Here is a 16,174-nt window from a genome sequence, read left to right as displayed (position 1 = left end):
ATCAGAATTGATGTTTGCTGCCTCGGTAGCCTGCTGAACGGTCATTCCAAACTCAACCATATTCAGGAAAAATTGCAAAAGATTTTGGTCCTGTGTGTCGCCTCCCTGAACAGCAAAAGAAACAAATGGTTTGCCATCTTTCAGGGCAAGTGAGGGGGTGAGGGTCACCCGTGGCCTTTTTCCAGGGGTAATTACATTGAATGGGCTAACAATAGAATCAAGTACAAAACTCTGAAGACGCTGACTCATACCAACACCGGTTTTGCCGGCAATACAAGCGGGGATCCAACCGCCACTTGGAGTAATAGAAACTACCCATCCCTCTTTGTCTGCAGCTTCAACTGAAGTAGTGCCGCGCCAAAGCCTGTCCTGGTATAAACTATCATTTATATAATTTGCATCAATGCCGGGTACTCCTATATTAGCATCCTGTGTATTGAAATCATTAAACGCAAGTAGTTCTGCAATTCTATTGTCAGAGGTTCCCGTTGGGAAATTGTAACTGATTGAATCATGTTTTGGTGTTGCGCTACCAGGGTTTTTATCAACTGTAGTATCGGCAAGGGTTAAACGCTTTTTAAGGAGAGCAGTGTAGGGATTTGTCTTTCCTTCGAAAGGATAGGGATCCCCCGGTGCAGCATATGCATCGTTTTTGGCTTCATTAATCAGTTTCACTCTCTCCTTTGCATATTCTTTACTGAGCAGTCCCTTGATAGGGGTTCTCGGAGCAAACCTGGGGTCTCCATAATAAAAGTCCCTGTCTGCGAATGCGAGGTTCATCGCCTGGTAAACCGTATGTATATATTTGCTGGAATTATAACCCATTTTTTTCAGATCGAAGTTTTCCAGCAGGTTCAGACTTTGTAAGAGTGCCGGTCCCTGGGTCCATTCCTGGAGCTTATAAACTTCGATTCCTTTATAATTAACATGTAGTGGTTCTTCTTCTATTGGCTTCCATTTTGCAAGATCCTCCATAGTTATCAATCCGCCCTGCTCCTGGCAACCCCTTACAAATTCCTTTGCAATGTCACCTTTGTAAAACCGATCGTATGCAGCCATAATTGCCTCCTTGCGTGACTTTTTGTTTTTCAGTGACTGCTGTTCAGCTTCAATCAATTTTGTAAGCGTTTCCAACAAGTCTTTCTGAACAAAAATTTCGCCTGCCTCCGGTGCTTCGCTTTTTTCACCGGGATGGGTCAGAAAAACAGCTTTGCTATAAGGCCATTCCTTGATTCTCGCTTTATTACTTTCAATGCTTCTTGCAGTGGAAGCTTCAATCGGGTAACCCGCGGCCATTTCCATGGCAGGTGCCAGCACTTCTTTCAGACTCATGGAACCGTATTCTGATAACATATGACAGATTCCACCAACAGTACCCGGGGTAACTGCTGAGAGTGGTCCGTACTCCGGTGGGAAATTGTATCCCTTGTCTTTAAAAAACTTTACAGTAGCTCCGGTCGGTGCCACACCCAACGCATTTATAGCAATTACTTTTTTTGTTTTAGGGTTATAAATAAGGGCCTGTGTTTCGCCGCCCCAGCTCAATACATCCCACATGGTGCAGGTCGCAGCGAGCATGGCACAAGCCGCATCAACTGCATTACCTCCTTTTTGAAAGATCATGGCACCTGCTGTTGCAGCCATCGGTTTGCCGGTAATGGCCATCCAGTTTTTACCATGCAATGGAGGTTTTTGAGTTTGTTGTGCGCTGACCGAAACTGATATAAAAAAAGTGGCGATAATTGCGAGATTTCGATTCATGTATTTAAGGTAATTATTAATACAAGTTAGGTAAAAGGGAGTTATGAATGATGAGTTATGAGTTACGAGTGGAATGAATTAGGATTTATAAAATATGAATATGGGAATAAAATAAGAATATGGGAATTGTCACAAAACATAAAATACCTATTTAATATTTCTTAAATAAACATTTTTAGCTGTATACTACTACTGGTTTAGGAGAATACTATTAGCATTCAATTTGGACTAAACATCCTGCGTTTATAGCGACGAATGGAAACAATTTAACTGCCACGTCATACGAATATTCTTGCCAGCAGTATTTTTGGCCCGGATTTTTTCTGCCCGAAACCAGTATTGATTTCATTTGCAAAAAATCAATTACGAATCTATCAATCTTTATGAAAACCATCAAGCTCCTTCTCATCGCAGGCCTGCTATCAATTCAGTTTACACAGGCGCAAAACAAAGCCTTAAATTTTAATGGAACATCTACCTATGTTACAACTACTACTTTCCTGGTACCAAGTGTTGGAAACTTTACTGCTGAACTATGGGTTTATGCGACCGCTGGCGGACTCAGGCATTTCATTTCACAAGGGCAAGGCGGCACGGCATTTTTTGTAGGTATGAGTGCTACAAGTAATATCTGGCTTGGAGACTCATGGGTTACATCTATCCCTATGCCATTAAATGTCTGGACTCACCTCGCGGTTGTCAGGAACGGAACCAATGGTACCTTGTATGTAAATGGTGTGCAAAGAGAAACAAAAGCAAACTATACGATTGGTTCAGGTGGAACCGAATTCAGAATTGGAAAACAGTTCGGAGCAATCAACGAATTCACAAGTGGTAATCTCGACGCGGTACGAATCTGGAATACGGCAAGGTCTGCTTCACAGATAAAAGATGGGATGTATGGAACAATTCCTGTATCATCAACAGGACTGGTTGCCTATTATAAAATGGATGAAGGCTCCGGAACAGTCGTATCCAATAATAGTACAAGTTTAGACGCAGCCGCTTCATCCAATGGCACATTGATCAGCGGGACCGGCTGGCTTGACAATTCGCCTGTGCGGGGTAACGAAAACGGTTTGCATTTCGACGGGGTCGACGACTATGTTCAGATCCCGAGAAACTCAAACTATGATTTTAATTCAGGAACTATTGAGTGTTGGTTAAGAACCGAAAACCTGGTTGGAAATGCCTGTATTCTTGGTAATCGCTCAGACGCAACATCACGCTATAGCTTTCACATAGCAGCCGGCTCTATTGGTATGTACAAGACCGGGGAGTATCAGGCAATTGCATATACATTCACCCCGGGTCAATGGTACCACCTGGCATTTGTCTGTAGTGCTGTTGAAACAAGAATCTATGTAAATGGAGTTTCAATTGGTACAACCGGTAACGTGATCAGTGCAGATGCTAACCTGGATTTTCAGCTTGGTGTAGCACATACAAGCCCGATTTTTGAACCATTTTCCGGCTCAATGGATGAGGTGAGGATCTGGAACGTTACTAAAACGCAAGCTCAAATTGCTGCTGGTATGAATTTATCATTAACGGGTGCTGAGCCAAACCTTGTTGGTTTGTTTGCAATGGACCAGGGAAATATTGCTCAAAATAATGTTGGTTTATTAACCCTGATTGATAAAACGAATATCAACAATCATGGAACCCTGCAAAATTTTAATTTAACCGGGAACAGTTCAAATTATATTGCTCACTCAACTGCTGTTTCAAACCCGGCGCCAGTTATAAATAGTTTCAGTCCTGCGACAGGTCCATATAACACCGCAATAACTATCAGCGGAAATAACTTCAATACAACACCGGCAAACAACATAGTTTATTTTGGTGGCTCAAGAGCTATTGTTACAGCAGCCTCAACAACAAGTTTAACAGTTAATGTTCCGGTTTCTGCGACAAACCATCCAATTTCAGTAGTTAACACAGCCAACAATCTTGCGGGCTATTCAAATGCAACATTTGTTCCAACCTTTGCGGGAAGCAATACCGTGAGCTTTGCGCCAGCAGTTAACTTCAATGCCGGTAATCAACCTACAGGTGTGAGTTTCGGCGATATTGACGGAGACAATAAACTTGACATGATAGTTGCAAACCAGGCTTCGAATACAATCTCTGTATTTAAGAATGCTTCAACCGGTTCTATTTCTACAGCTTCCTATCCGGCGAAAGTAGATTTTGCAGTTGGCGGCTCACCACAGAATGTAATTTTCCAGGATGTGGACGGAGATGGTAAACCAGAGATAGTTGTGATGTGCTGGGGTGGGGGCGCCGTGCACATTCTGAGAAACACATCAACTCCCGGTGTTATCAACAGCTCATCTTTTGCTCCATCAGCAACTGTGAGTACTGGTTTAAACTCAAGGACTCTTAAGGTAGCTGATCTCAATGGAGACGGTAAACCCGAAATCATCACTTCAAACTACGTTCAACCTGGATCTATCTCTTTAATTCAAAACAATTCAACACCAGGTACATTATCATTTTCATCAGCGGTTAATCTTACTGCCGGCCTTAATTTCGGCGATGTTGCTATAGCTGATATGGACGGAGATAATAAACCAGAGATCATAGGTGCAAACCTTGCAAGTAACAATATGACTATCTTTCATAATACTCATTCCGGGGGCAACATTGCAACTACATCTTTTGCGAGTCAGCAGGATTTTGCAACCGGTCTATATCCATGGGGAATATCCATTGGCGATATTGATGGAGATAATAAACCTGACGTTGTTATTCCAAATTCGGGTAGCAGCCGCATTTCGGTTTTTCGAAACAATTTTACTCAGGGTGTTTTGAATTCATCTTCTTTAAACACTGTCGTGAATTTTACAACAGGCTTGTCTCCTTATAGCGTAGCAATGGCAGATATCAATGGTGATGGTAAACTGGACATAGTAACTCCAAATACAAACGGAACTTCAGTCTCGGTTTTATTGAATACTGCGACACCCGGAGTTATTAACAGTTCTTCGCTGACAGCACGCACCGACATCGTTACCGGTCTCACATCAAACTATATCAGTGTTGCAGATATAGAAGGTGATGGCAAACCGGATATAATTGTTCCAAATACTGTGTCGGGTCAAACAACTGTGTCTATATTGCCCAATACAATTCAACCCATGATATTGCCTGTTTCTATAACTGAATTCAATGCTGTCAAAACAAAGTCCTCAGTTATCCTGAAGTGGAACACATTATCGGAAAACAATTCGGCCCATTTTGAAATAGAGAAAAGCATAAACGGTTCAGACTTCAGCTCTATTGGCAGGGTTAAGGCCGCAGGAACTTCTATCACTAAACTCAGGTATGAAATGGCTGATCAGAATCCTGTGGGCGGTTACAATTATTACCGCTTGAAATCTGTTGACAGGGATGGTAAAATTACCAGGAGTGAATCTCTCATAGTTAAATGGGAAGAGACTGTTTCTCTAAGTGTAAGCCTTTATCCTCAGCCCATGCACAATACATTAAGAGTGAACTTCAATGGATTGAAGATTAGTAAAGGCAGATTTGAAATCTTTGATGTAAATGGTAAGCTTGTAAAATCATATTTAATTAATAACTCATCTTCCACGGGTCTGGATGTTGATCGTAAAGGGATGATAACAGGTCTTTACTTTTATCGGTTAACAGGAGAAAATAAGGACCCTCTTGCAACCGGGAGAATTATTGTTGATTAACGGATCATTAACATCACCTGAAAACTTCAGTATCGATTAATAAAATCCGGCGCTTCAATAACATGAAAGGGAGAATCATTATCACAATGGTTCTCCCTTTTTTATTGGGAACGAAAATTGATGGTATTAGAAACATCCAAAAAATAACATCATGAGCCAGGCTTTTGTTAAGGAAAATGATGATCAGTGGCTACACGATTTGCCACCAACGCTAAACGCCCTCCTGGTTTACCTCACAAGGGAAAATAATGGAATTCCTGTATATCAGAAAAATGTTATTTCAGATGAAAATGGAAGGGTTTTGCATTCCATGAGTAATGGCTTGAATTACGCTATTGATTCTGAAGGGAAATGGGAAATAGTTTGGTGAATTCGGCTGGGCAATACCGTGGGAAAACAGCCACGAGGCGCTATTCCGGCCAAGGCTTTCATTTTCGGAATCCGTTGTTTATCTTAGCCAAAGGCGATAAACTCCCGGTTAACTTTCTTATTTGAATATCGCAACGCTCAGTAATGATTAATTACATAAGAATATATCTAAGAATACTTCGGAAGGATCATCCATTCAGGAACTCCTTTCTAAAAAATTTGGTTTTTCTTATTGGGAAAACTTTAAAGTATAGAACCGGAAAAAACAGAAGGGAGATAATTCTTATTAATCTTACTGAACACATGGGTGATATCGTCGCCACAGAACCCGTGGCAAGACATCTTCGAAATGAAAATCCAAAAGCTTATATTATTTGGTGCGTTAATCAAAAATTTGCTGATCTGGTCCGTTATAATCCAGCGCTTGATTCAATCATAACAGTTACCTGCATTGCGGAATGGATACTTCTGAAAAAGATGATCAGAAAAATGGTGACCGTATATGACCTACATCTGAATGGACGTTCCTGCGATACTTATAAATTCACAAACAAAAATCCGAATAAGCAGGGGATTAACGTATTTAATTACCTCGGATTTGGCAGCCTTTTAAAGGTATTTTCAAAGACGGCAGGACTTGAAAATGTTGAAGATCAAACTCCGTTGTTTCATTTTTCCAAAGATAAAAATGACGAAGTTGTTTTTCCGTTTGAGTATATAGTTTTTCATACACTTGCTAACGACCAGGAAAGGAACTGGGCGAATGAACAATGGAATGCACTTCTCAAAAGAATCCTTGATCTCTATCCAACGATTCATGTGGTAGAAATAGGGTTGCATTCAATCCTGGCTAACAGTTCACCAAGGTTTCACAATCTTACCGCAAAATATAATCTGCAACAAACAGCTCATATAATTCAAAGGGCACGCTTATTTGTCGGTGTTGAAAGTGGATTTGGTCATTTTGCAAATGCACTTGGCACTAATAGTGTTATTATGTTCGGTTACTTTCAGCATTACAAAAACTACCAGGTTTATTCCGGGCGTTTCGCTGAAGGGAAAGATGTTACCCTTTATTTTCACCAGGGAATGCTCCGTCATTTAAAAATGGAGGAGGTCTGGCCATCAGTGCAAATGCGTTTGCACCTGGATAAGCACGGTGAGAAACTTATGAGAGTTTAAGTCTTTCCTATTACAAGTCAGGGAATCTTTTTTGCCGTTCATTCCTTAGTACCTTCTTCTGTTTTACATGATCAGTTTCACAAGGCCGCCGTCTGCACGCAATGCAGCTCCGTTGGTAGCAGAAGATAATGGGCTGGCTATATAGACAACGAGGTTGGCAATTTCAGAAACATCTGCAAAACGTTGAATGATAGAACTCGGCCTTAATGTTTTGAAAAAATCCTTTTCGGCATCTTCCTTACTTATATTTTTCGATTTAGCGACCTGGCTAATGAAATCTTCTACACCTTCTGATTTTGTGGGACCCGGTAGTATCGAGTTTACAGTTACATTTGTATTTCTGGTCAGTTCGGCTATCCCACGGCTAACACCCAACTGCATTGTTTTAGTTGCCCCATAATGAATCATCTCTTCGGGGATGTTCAGTGCAGATTCACTCGAAATAAAAATTATTCTACCCCAGTTTTTAGCCAGCATTTTCGGCAGCACTGCCTTGGATAACTGTACACCACTCAGGACATTTACCTTAAAAAAACGGATCCATTCATCATCCGGTATTTCAAGAAATGGTTTTGGTTCAAAGATCCCGGCGTTATTAACAAGAATGTCAATTTCTGGCAAAGTATTTACTAAACGGCTTACTTCGTCTGAGTTTGAAAAGTCAGCCGCCAGCCCCGAAACATTTGCACCTGGTACTTCTGATTTCAGTTTTGAAATAGCTGCATTAATACGCTGATCCGTTCGTCCGTTTATTATAACTGTTGCCCCTTCGGCCAGCAGCAGTTTAGCAATGGCATAGCCAATACCCTGTGTTGATCCGGTAACCAGTGCTGTTTTGTCTTTCAGTTGTAAATCCATATAAAAAATTAAAATTATTATTTTTCGAAATGAGATAGCCGGAACGCGAAGTTCAGGCTTTGTGAAAAAGATGTTGTATTAATTTGTAGCCATGCAGAACATTTTAATCGGTGTCCAATCCCTAACTTAGAACCTGACTTATTAAAAATTGCTGCTTTAACAAAAACTTGTCGCAGCCAGATCATTCTAACATTTTTGCTTATGAAAAGTTTAATCTTCACTTGTTTACTGGTAGCCAGCCTGGCACCAGGATCTGCCCAGTCAAAAAAAATTTTCAATGAAACCGAAGCTGAAAAGGCCAAACGCCTGGCCTGGTGGCAGAACGATCGCTTTGGTATGTTTATTCATTGGGGTTTGTATGCATTGCCGGCAAGACATGAATGGGTGAAGAACCAGGAAAGAATAACGGATTCGGCTTACCAGAAGTATTTTGACAATTTCAATCCCGATCTTTTTAAACCAAAGGAATGGGCAAGGATGGCCAGGGAGGCAGGGATGAAGTATGCGGTTCTTACTTCCAAACACCACGAAGGATTTTGTCTTTTCGATTCTAAATACACAGATTACAAGTCAACTAAAACCCAGGCCAAGAGAGATCTTGTTAAAGAGTTTGTAGATGCATTCAGAGCAGAAGGTCTGAAGGTTGGTTTTTATTATTCTCTGATCGACTGGCATCATCCGGATTTTACGATAGACAGGAGCCATCCGCAACGGGTGACTGATCCGAAGAATTATGCAGAGCTGAACAAAGGCAAAGACATGGCAAAATACCGTGACTATCTTCATAAGCAGGTTGCAGAACTACTTACAAATTATGGTAAGATTGATTTGATGTGGATGGACTTTTCTTATCCCGGTCCGGATGGTAAGGGAAAGGATGATTGGGGTTCTCTGGAACTGATCAAAATGGTCCGCAAACTTCAACCGGGCATCATAGTGAATGATCGGCTCGATCTCCGGGAATATGAAGATGGCGGTGACTTTGTCACACCTGAACAATATAAGGTCGCTGAATGGCCAATGGAAAATGGCAAACGTGTGCCCTGGGAAACCTGCCAGACATTCTCAGGTTCGTGGGGGTATTACCGTGATGAGAACACCTGGAAGGATAATAAACAATTGCTGACGCTGCTGATTGAGTCGGTTAGTAAAGGAGGAAACGTTTTATTGAATGTTGGCCCAACTGCCCGGGGAACTTTTGATTCGAGGGCTCAGAAGGCATTGGGTAAGATGGGTGATTGGATGCAGGTGAATAGCCGATCGATTTATGGTTGTACACAGGCTGATGGTTTTCTAAAACCCGACAACTGCCTGCTGACCTATAATCCTGAAACAAAAAGATTATATGTTCATTTGCTTGACTATCCTTTACAGAAGATAGTATTGCCCGGCTTAAAAGGCAAAGTAAAATATGCCCAGTTTTTACATGATGGTTCCGAGATCAGGCCAACAGATCGCGATGGCTATGGATATAAACAACAAACCGGGCCCGCCGGTGACCTGAGCCTAAGTTTGCCGGTGATAAAACCGGACACGGAAATTGCTGTGATTGAATTAATTCTTCAATAGAGTTATGATGGGTCACAGCCATAAAATGTTCAAACATTGAAGAGAATAACCACAATCGGTGAGAAGAATACCACGATGTGGTGATAGCTGGGTATTATAAAGAGCCGTAGTTTTACGTCAGTTAATCAGTAGTACTTCGCTAATTAGTGGCACCGAAATTGATTATTTTTGTTTAGACAATTCGCAATCGGTATAGATATCGCAACCCGAATAAATATCGCAACCGGCATAAATATCGAAACACGTATAGATATTGCAACACGTATAAATATCGCAACCGACATAAATATAATATAATAATTTTTTTCTCATAAGCAGTTAGTTTTGGTTATTCCCCTGTATTCTTACAGGGGATTTTTTTGGTCAATAATTAATCGTCCAATTAATCGTCCCAAATCGTACAGGATGAACATACCTATAGAATTTTACCGGATACTAAATTCGGCTGACCCGGAATTTGCACAATGCATGTATATCTATCATGAAGCTTTCCCAACTTATGAACGCCAGTCGGATGAAATGATAATGGCAAGAGTTAATAAAGGCAGCTGTCTCTTGCTTGCCGGAAGAGCCGGGGGTAAAATAGTATGCATGTCTGTCTTATGGGACTTTCAGGAGACGGACTATATGTTCCTGGATTATTTCGCGGTCGCGGATAATGCAACGGGATATCAGGTTGGAGCAAGATTCCTCCGTTTTATTATCAACGATTTTTTAGAAAAAGGAAGGTTTCTTGTTATGGAAGTTGAACATCCCGATTATGGAATCAACCAGGAAGACAGAAGCCGGAGAATAAAATTTTATGAAAAAAACGGGGGAGTAGTACTGAAGAATGTGCGATACTTTTTGCCCCCTTTAGGCGGGTCTGATACACCTCTTGAGATGCAGCTAATGTTATTACCTGATCCGGGTAGAATAATTGAAGAAGAAAATATCCAACCACTTATAACTATGATCTATTCTAAAGTTTATCTGAAAAAATATGAAACACCTACATGACGTTTGTGAAGGTGCCTTTGTAGCATTGACAAACTTTCAAATCAAAAATAGAAAATAATGTCGACGCAGGAGATTTGAATTATAAATTATAATGACATAAACGGTATTGAGTAACGACTTCTACAGAGTATTGAATAGATTTCTAACTAGTAATAATTAATGACCTAAAGCGTAATGAATAAATGAATAATGTCTTAAAGAGTATGAATAACGACTTCTAAAAGTAATGGGCAATGACCTATTGGTTATGAAGCATTTTTTCATAAACAATAAGTCATTACTCATATTTAAACATATTCAAAATTCAGTTTTCTTTTAGATCTCAAAAATTAACTGCTCGTCTCTGTTTTCAACTTTGATTGTGCGGATAAAATTATCATAGCCATCTTCCTCATCATGATTGCTATAAACGCCATAGGCATCCATGCTATAGCCTATTAATCCGTCATTAGCTTCGATGATGTATATAATGGAAGAGTCTGAAGGATCAGATTCACCTTCAAAACGAAAGGTTTTTATGATTGTCAATTCATCCGGTGAATAATTTTTTCCGCGTCCGGCCTGGAACTTTCCGTCAACCAGTCGAAACTCATTATCCATTTTTTTCATTCTCAGCTTTTCAAGAACAGCGGTGACAGTTGTCATTTGGAGCTTATCGCTGGGTTCTGCATTTTGTTGTGTAATCATAACATTTAGTTTATCTGCTATAGTTAACAAAACTCAAGCCTCTTTTCCTTCCCCTGCGGACTTCCTTTATTGGCATTTTTAAACAAAAAATCAGGGATAATACCTACGATTAAGAGAAACCTGGGGAAAAACCTCTACGAAGTTGAGGTGTAGATATTATTTTGCCAGGATTTTCGTTAGATTGATACATGACCCTTTCAAACCTGAAGCTGAATTATATAAGTGGCATCTTGCTGCTTATCTTCCTGTTTTATATGGTGTCCTGTCATAAAACACCGGTAATACACGATAGCTTCTTTGAAAATGAGCCTATACAGCTGGCACTGGATCCGCAATCAATTGATGAAACCTCCGGCATAACAGATAGCCGTATCAACCGTGGATATATCTGGGTTCAGGAAGACAGTGGTAATCCACCCCAATTATACCTGGTTGGTCATGATGCCAAAGTAAAAAAATCAATCTTCCTGGATGGTATCTCTAACCGCGACTGGGAGGATATGACTATAGCAAAGGGCCCCGATCCCTCACTGGATTATTTGTATGTCGCCGATATAGGTGACAATGGGTCGATTTTTACCGATTATACTATTTATCGCTTTCCTGAACCGTCATTGACAGTTGATACTGTTCGTAAAATTGATAAGATCAGGTTCAGATATCCTGATGGTTCGCATGATGCTGAAGCATTTATTGTTGACGATCTTAATAAGGAAATCTATGTTATCACCAAACGGGACTCAACTTCCAGGATATACCGGCTGAAGAGTCCGGTAAATGAAAATACTATTAATACTCTGGAGTATATTACCTCGCTCAAATTTAATGGCGTGGTAAGTGCAGCCATTGCACCGGATAGAAAATCCATGCTGCTCAAAACGTATTCAGCAATCTATTACTTCGAAATAAAAACTGGTATCTCTCTATCTGAAGTTTTTAAAACTAACGCGGCTCCGGTCACCTACCAGGTGGAACCCCAGGGTGAAGCCATCTGCTTTTTGGATGATAATTCCGGCTTCTTTACATTAAGTGAAAAAGCGTTTGCTTCGACTGTAAAGTTGTATAACTACGGAAGAAAATGATCTGAAGATAAATGATCTGAAGATAATTGTCAATTGTTCATTGCCCACAGCTTAAGAATTTACAAGACGCTAATCGCAGATAAATCCTACGACTACAATGCTCCCGGTGATCAAGCATGTATTCAATCAACAATTGACAATTTACCTGAAATATTATCTGTATCCAGACATACCCTGGGTAGATTTGCAACCCCCGCGGGATGATACGCATGAACTTACAGTAACAGTAGCAGTAATAGCAAGAAGAATAACTAACAGTGTCCTTTTCATTTTTGTGGTATTTAGAGTTGAATTAAGCCATGCGAAACAAGGGCTTAACGATCACAGGGTGATTCAAAGGAAACGGACGGGTAAGCAGAATGTTAGTTCCGCGAAACGAAAAAGTTTTGAAAAGGGTAGTTCTTAAAGAGGAGATTTCTGTCGGATTGGATGACCAGAGATTCAAAATAACACAGAAAAAATTGAATTTGCAAGTGCGCCTGCTCAAAAATTAAAAAGTTTTTGCTAATCATTTGATCTTTAATACTTTTAATAACAAATCCAATATTGATGAAAGTACATTTTATAGCCATTGGCGGAAGTGTTATGCACCAGTTGGCTATAGCACTGAAACTAAAAGGTTATATAGTTACCGGGAGTGACGACGAGATTTTTGAACCGGCAAGTTCCAATCTCAAACAAGCAGGAATTCTCCCTGCACAAACTGGTTGGTTCCCGGAAAAAATCACTGATGACCTCGATGCGGTAATTCTCGGTATGCATGCAAGAAATGAAAACCCTGAACTGCAGAAAGCGCTGGAACTAAACCTTAAAATTTATTCTTTTCCCGAATACATCTACCAGGAGAGCCTGGAGAAAAAAAGGATAGCGGTGGGTGGTAGCCATGGAAAAACCACCACAACCTCCATGGTTATGCACGCGTTGAAGGTTACCGGCTATGATTTCGATTACCTGGTCGGCGCCAGGGTAGATGGATTCGCACAATCTGTTAATATTACAGATGCCCCGTTAATTGTTTGCGAAGCGGATGAGTACCCGGCATCTGCAATCGAGAGAAGGCCGAAATTCCATTTTTTGTTTCCACATGTGGCGATCCTGACCGGAATCGCCTGGGATCATATTAATGTGTTTCCAACTTTCGAATTTTATCTGGAACAGTTTTCAATTTTCATCGGAATGATCACCGCAGGCGGTTTGCTGATTTATAATGAATCGGACCCGGTTCTTGTGAGTCTCGTAAAACAAAATCTGCGTAACGATATACGGTATCAACCTTATGATGTTCCGGCACATTCCATCAACGAAGGGAAAACTGAAGCGCAAATTGAAGGCGCGCGTGGTATGTTGAAGGTGTTTGGAAATCATAACCTGTTGAATCTGAATGCTGCCTGGTATGTCTGTAAGGAATTAGGTATGGATCCGGCCACCTATATTGCAGCTATGGCAGATTTCACCGGCGCCTCAAAAAGACTTGAATTGCTGGCATCAGGCAAAACCACCAATATTTACCGTGATTTCGCGCATGCGCCATCAAAAGTAAAGGCTACTATTGAGGCTGTTAAGGCACAATATCCTGACCGGAGACTAATAGCCCTGCTTGAACTGCACACTTACAGCAGCCTGAATGAGAAATTCATGGAAGAATATGATGGGGTTATGTCAAAAGCAGACGAGGCGGCGGTATTCTATTCCAGGCATGCCCTGGAGTTGAAAAAAATGCCGGATCTTCCGGTGAGTGCCGTGGTTTCCGGTTTTAATAAACCGGGGCTGGCCGTCATAAACAAGAGAGAGGAGCTGGAAAAATGGTTAAAAAAACATGACTACGAAAATGCCAGTTTGTTGCTTATGAGCTCAGGTAATTATGATGGATTAGATATGCTTACATTTGCAGATCGGGCCAGTAAAAATAAGTTGTAATTAATCACAAATTTCCTCATGCTACAATTGTCCAAGCCGCTGGCTGTAATCGATCTTGAAACAACGGGAATAAATTTATCTGCAGACAGAATTGTTGAGATTGCAATAATCAAAATAATGCCTGATGGTAAAAAGATCGTCAAAAGAAAGTTACTCAACCCGGAAATGCCAATCCCTGCAAGCTCTACAGAGTTCCACGGTATTACCGATGATATGGTGAAAGATGCGCCGACCTTTAAGCAGGTCGCAAATGAAGTGAAACAGTTTCTTGAAAACGCTGATCTTGCAGGCTACAATTCCAACCGCTTCGACATTCCAATGCTTGCTGAAGAATTTCTCAGGTCAGGGCTCGATTTTGATACCAGGGGACGTAAGTTTCTTGATGTGCAGAAGATCTTTCACCAGATGGAACAACGCACATTGGGAGCAGCATATAAATTTTATTGTAATAAAGTATTAACCGATGCGCATAGTGCAGAAGCAGATGCTTCTGCAACCTGGGATATTCTTGAATCCCAGATAGAACGATACCCCCAGCTGGGAACCACCCTCGATACGGTACTTAAATGTATTGGTGAAGACCTGGTTGTTGATCTTGCGCGCCGCATGGTGATAGAGAATGGAGTAGAGGTTTTCAACTTTGGCAAACATAAGGGTAGGTCGGTAGCTGATGTGCTTCGGGCTGAGCCTCAATATTATGATTGGATGATGAAAGGTGATTTTCCACTTCATACAAAACAAAAACTCACTGAAATCTTAAACAGGAGCTTGTTAAAAAAGGGCTAAATCCTCATTCCTGTAATTTCAAGACATGTTACCGGCTGAAAAATTGTATTTTACAGAAATTAACGCGGGCATTCGATTGGAAAATATTGTCATCATACCAACTTATAATGAAAGGGAGAATATAGTAAAGATCATATCTGCAATCTTTTCATTGCAGCAGCCTTTTCACGTTCTTGTTATCGATGATGGCTCGCCGGATGGCACGGCTGCCATGGTAAAGGAATTACAACACAAATTTCCGGGAAAACTTTTTCTCGAAGAAAGAAGCGGCAAACTCGGTCTTGGCACCGCGTATATCTTTGGTTTCAAATGGAGCCTTAGTCGTGGATACTCATTTATCTTCGAAATGGATGCCGATTTCTCCCACAATCCTAATGATCTTGTCCGTCTATATGATGCCTGTAAAACAGGTGGTGCAGATATGGCCATCGGTTCAAGATATGTGCGCGGGGGCGGTACTATAAACTGGCCGAAAGAAAGAATAATGCTGTCTAAAGGAGGGTCACTTTATACAAGAATGATCACCTGGATGCCCGTAAAAGATACCACCGCTGGTTTTGTTTGCTACCGCCGGATTGTCCTCGAAACATTAAATCTCGATGAGATCAGGTTTTTAGGTTATGCATTCCAGATAGAGATGAAGTTTGCTACCTGGAAGCTTGGTTTTAAGATTAAAGAGGTTCCTATCATTTTCCAGGACAGGACTTTTGGTGTTTCCAAAATGCATAAGGGCATCATTAAGGAAGGTGTGCTTGGAGTGCTCAAGCTTCGATGGCACAGCCTGTTCAAGGATTACCGGAAACGGGTTAAGAAGAACGCTAATCCTGCTTATACTTCAAGGGCTAATGATGAGGTCTTGATGAAGTCGAAATAATACCTCTCTTACGTTAGTGTTCTCCAGATACTGTATCAGCACAATTACGCCACAGTTTTGTTTCATTCCTTCGCTCCGTTGGGAGTGGGATGGTGCTTTTGTTTGGCTGTGTCCCGTGGTTAGTTTGTTTGTTCATACCAGTAGCTGTTCTTGTCTCCGGTCGGCTTTTGGGGCCCTGATCGGCTTTGTCAGGCATTCATCAGGTGGTAGGGTGTGTTGGGCCCTGATCGGCTGCAGTAATTCTAACCACGGTACGAAGGCCAAACAAAAGCACCATCCCGCTCCCAACTCACTCATCCATTTGGGGAATATGCGACCAGTCATAACATTTCTTACTATTCCTCCATTGCTGGTTTTCTAGTTGGCTTCATTGCCGGTATCATCAA

At 41.1% G+C, this 16,174-nt stretch carries 12 protein-coding genes; 9 read left to right on the top strand and 3 right to left on the bottom strand.

Annotated elements, in window-relative coordinates:
- The coding region (locus VK664_RS00655) for a gamma-glutamyltransferase family protein (RefSeq protein ID WP_461396659.1) at nucleotides 1–1,761 on the bottom strand (1,761 nt) is incomplete at its 3' end.
- Between the two features lie 383 nt (nucleotides 1,762–2,144).
- On the opposite strand from VK664_RS00655, the gene VK664_RS00650 reads away from it, so the two are divergent.
- The 3 genes from VK664_RS00650 (at nucleotide 2,145) to VK664_RS00640 (ending at nucleotide 7,016) form a co-directional block, all read left to right on the top strand.
- Nucleotides 2,145–5,465, top strand: a complete 3,321-nt coding sequence (locus VK664_RS00650) for an FG-GAP-like repeat-containing protein (protein WP_461396658.1) — start codon at nucleotides 2,145–2,147, stop codon at nucleotides 5,463–5,465.
- 151 nt (nucleotides 5,466–5,616) lie between these two features.
- Nucleotides 5,617–5,835 (top strand): hypothetical protein, encoded by a 219-nt coding sequence (locus VK664_RS00645; protein ID WP_461396657.1) that lies wholly within the window; start codon nucleotides 5,617–5,619, stop codon nucleotides 5,833–5,835.
- Nucleotides 5,836–6,137: 302 nt separating this feature from the next.
- Complete coding sequence (locus VK664_RS00640) at nucleotides 6,138–7,016, top strand: glycosyltransferase family 9 protein (protein ID WP_461396656.1); 879 nt, start codon at nucleotides 6,138–6,140, stop codon at nucleotides 7,014–7,016.
- A 63-nt stretch (nucleotides 7,017–7,079) separates the two neighbouring features.
- Here the strand turns inward: VK664_RS00640 and VK664_RS00635 are convergent, their stop codons facing one another.
- Nucleotides 7,080–7,874, bottom strand: a complete 795-nt coding sequence (locus tag VK664_RS00635) for an SDR family NAD(P)-dependent oxidoreductase (protein WP_461396655.1) — start codon at nucleotides 7,872–7,874, stop codon at nucleotides 7,080–7,082.
- A 201-nt stretch (nucleotides 7,875–8,075) separates the two neighbouring features.
- On the opposite strand from VK664_RS00635, the gene VK664_RS00630 reads away from it, so the two are divergent.
- Together VK664_RS00630 and VK664_RS00625 are read left to right on the top strand one after the other, a co-directional pair.
- Nucleotides 8,076–9,443 (top strand): alpha-L-fucosidase, encoded by a 1,368-nt coding sequence (locus VK664_RS00630; protein ID WP_461396654.1) that lies wholly within the window; start codon nucleotides 8,076–8,078, stop codon nucleotides 9,441–9,443.
- 405 nt (nucleotides 9,444–9,848) lie between these two features.
- Nucleotides 9,849–10,442 carry a hypothetical protein gene (locus VK664_RS00625; protein ID WP_461396653.1) on the top strand — a complete coding sequence of 198 codons (594 nt, stop codon included), beginning with the start codon at nucleotides 9,849–9,851 and terminating at the stop codon, nucleotides 10,440–10,442.
- A 315-nt stretch (nucleotides 10,443–10,757) separates the two neighbouring features.
- Here the strand turns inward: VK664_RS00625 and VK664_RS00620 are convergent, their stop codons facing one another.
- Complete coding sequence (locus VK664_RS00620) at nucleotides 10,758–11,129, bottom strand: hypothetical protein (protein WP_461396652.1); 372 nt, start codon at nucleotides 11,127–11,129, stop codon at nucleotides 10,758–10,760.
- A gap of 188 nt (nucleotides 11,130–11,317) precedes the next feature.
- Here VK664_RS00620 and VK664_RS00615 point away from each other — a divergent pair, with 188 nt between their 5' ends.
- The 4 genes from VK664_RS00615 (at nucleotide 11,318) to VK664_RS00600 (ending at nucleotide 15,788) form a co-directional block, all read left to right on the top strand.
- Nucleotides 11,318–12,211, top strand: a complete 894-nt coding sequence (locus VK664_RS00615; protein WP_461396651.1) for a hypothetical protein — start codon at nucleotides 11,318–11,320, stop codon at nucleotides 12,209–12,211.
- 549 nt (nucleotides 12,212–12,760) lie between these two features.
- On the top strand, nucleotides 12,761–14,128 hold the full coding sequence (locus tag VK664_RS00610; protein WP_461396650.1) for a UDP-N-acetylmuramate--L-alanine ligase: 1,368 nt from the start codon (nucleotides 12,761–12,763) through the stop codon (nucleotides 14,126–14,128).
- 18 nt (nucleotides 14,129–14,146) lie between these two features.
- Nucleotides 14,147–14,914, top strand: a complete 768-nt coding sequence (locus VK664_RS00605) for an exonuclease domain-containing protein (protein ID WP_461396649.1) — start codon at nucleotides 14,147–14,149, stop codon at nucleotides 14,912–14,914.
- Nucleotides 14,915–14,939: 25 nt separating this feature from the next.
- Nucleotides 14,940–15,788 (top strand): polyprenol monophosphomannose synthase, encoded by an 849-nt coding sequence (locus VK664_RS00600; RefSeq protein ID WP_461396648.1) that lies wholly within the window; start codon nucleotides 14,940–14,942, stop codon nucleotides 15,786–15,788.
- The last annotated feature ends 386 nt before the right edge of the window (nucleotides 15,789–16,174 follow it).

This window comes from Flavitalea sp. (assembly GCF_035489435.1).
GTDB lineage: Bacteria > Bacteroidota > Bacteroidia > Chitinophagales > Chitinophagaceae > DATHKG01.
This window is presented reverse-complemented; position numbering and strand designations above follow the sequence as displayed.

What these genes read in the sequence shown, in the direction of transcription:
- VK664_RS00610 (WP_461396650.1), top strand. Translation starts at nt 12,761, where the DNA reads ATGAAAGTACATTTTATAGCCATTGGCGGAAGTGTTATGCACCAGTTG.
- VK664_RS00600 (WP_461396648.1), top strand. Translation starts at nt 14,940, where the DNA reads ATGTTACCGGCTGAAAAATTGTATTTTACAGAAATTAACGCGGGCATT.
- VK664_RS00605 (WP_461396649.1), top strand. Translation starts at nt 14,147, where the DNA reads ATGCTACAATTGTCCAAGCCGCTGGCTGTAATCGATCTTGAAACAACG.
- VK664_RS00640 (WP_461396656.1), top strand. Translation starts at nt 6,138, where the DNA reads ATGGGTGATATCGTCGCCACAGAACCCGTGGCAAGACATCTTCGAAAT.
- VK664_RS00630 (WP_461396654.1), top strand. Translation starts at nt 8,076, where the DNA reads ATGAAAAGTTTAATCTTCACTTGTTTACTGGTAGCCAGCCTGGCACCA.
- VK664_RS00625 (WP_461396653.1), top strand. Translation starts at nt 9,849, where the DNA reads ATGAACATACCTATAGAATTTTACCGGATACTAAATTCGGCTGACCCG.
- VK664_RS00645 (WP_461396657.1), top strand. Translation starts at nt 5,617, where the DNA reads ATGAGCCAGGCTTTTGTTAAGGAAAATGATGATCAGTGGCTACACGAT.
- VK664_RS00650 (WP_461396658.1), top strand. Translation starts at nt 2,145, where the DNA reads ATGAAAACCATCAAGCTCCTTCTCATCGCAGGCCTGCTATCAATTCAG.
- VK664_RS00620 (WP_461396652.1), bottom strand. Translation starts at nt 11,129, where the DNA reads ATGATTACACAACAAAATGCAGAACCCAGCGATAAGCTCCAAATGACA.
- VK664_RS00635 (WP_461396655.1), bottom strand. Translation starts at nt 7,874, where the DNA reads ATGGATTTACAACTGAAAGACAAAACAGCACTGGTTACCGGATCAACA.
- VK664_RS00615 (WP_461396651.1), top strand. Translation starts at nt 11,318, where the DNA reads ATGACCCTTTCAAACCTGAAGCTGAATTATATAAGTGGCATCTTGCTG.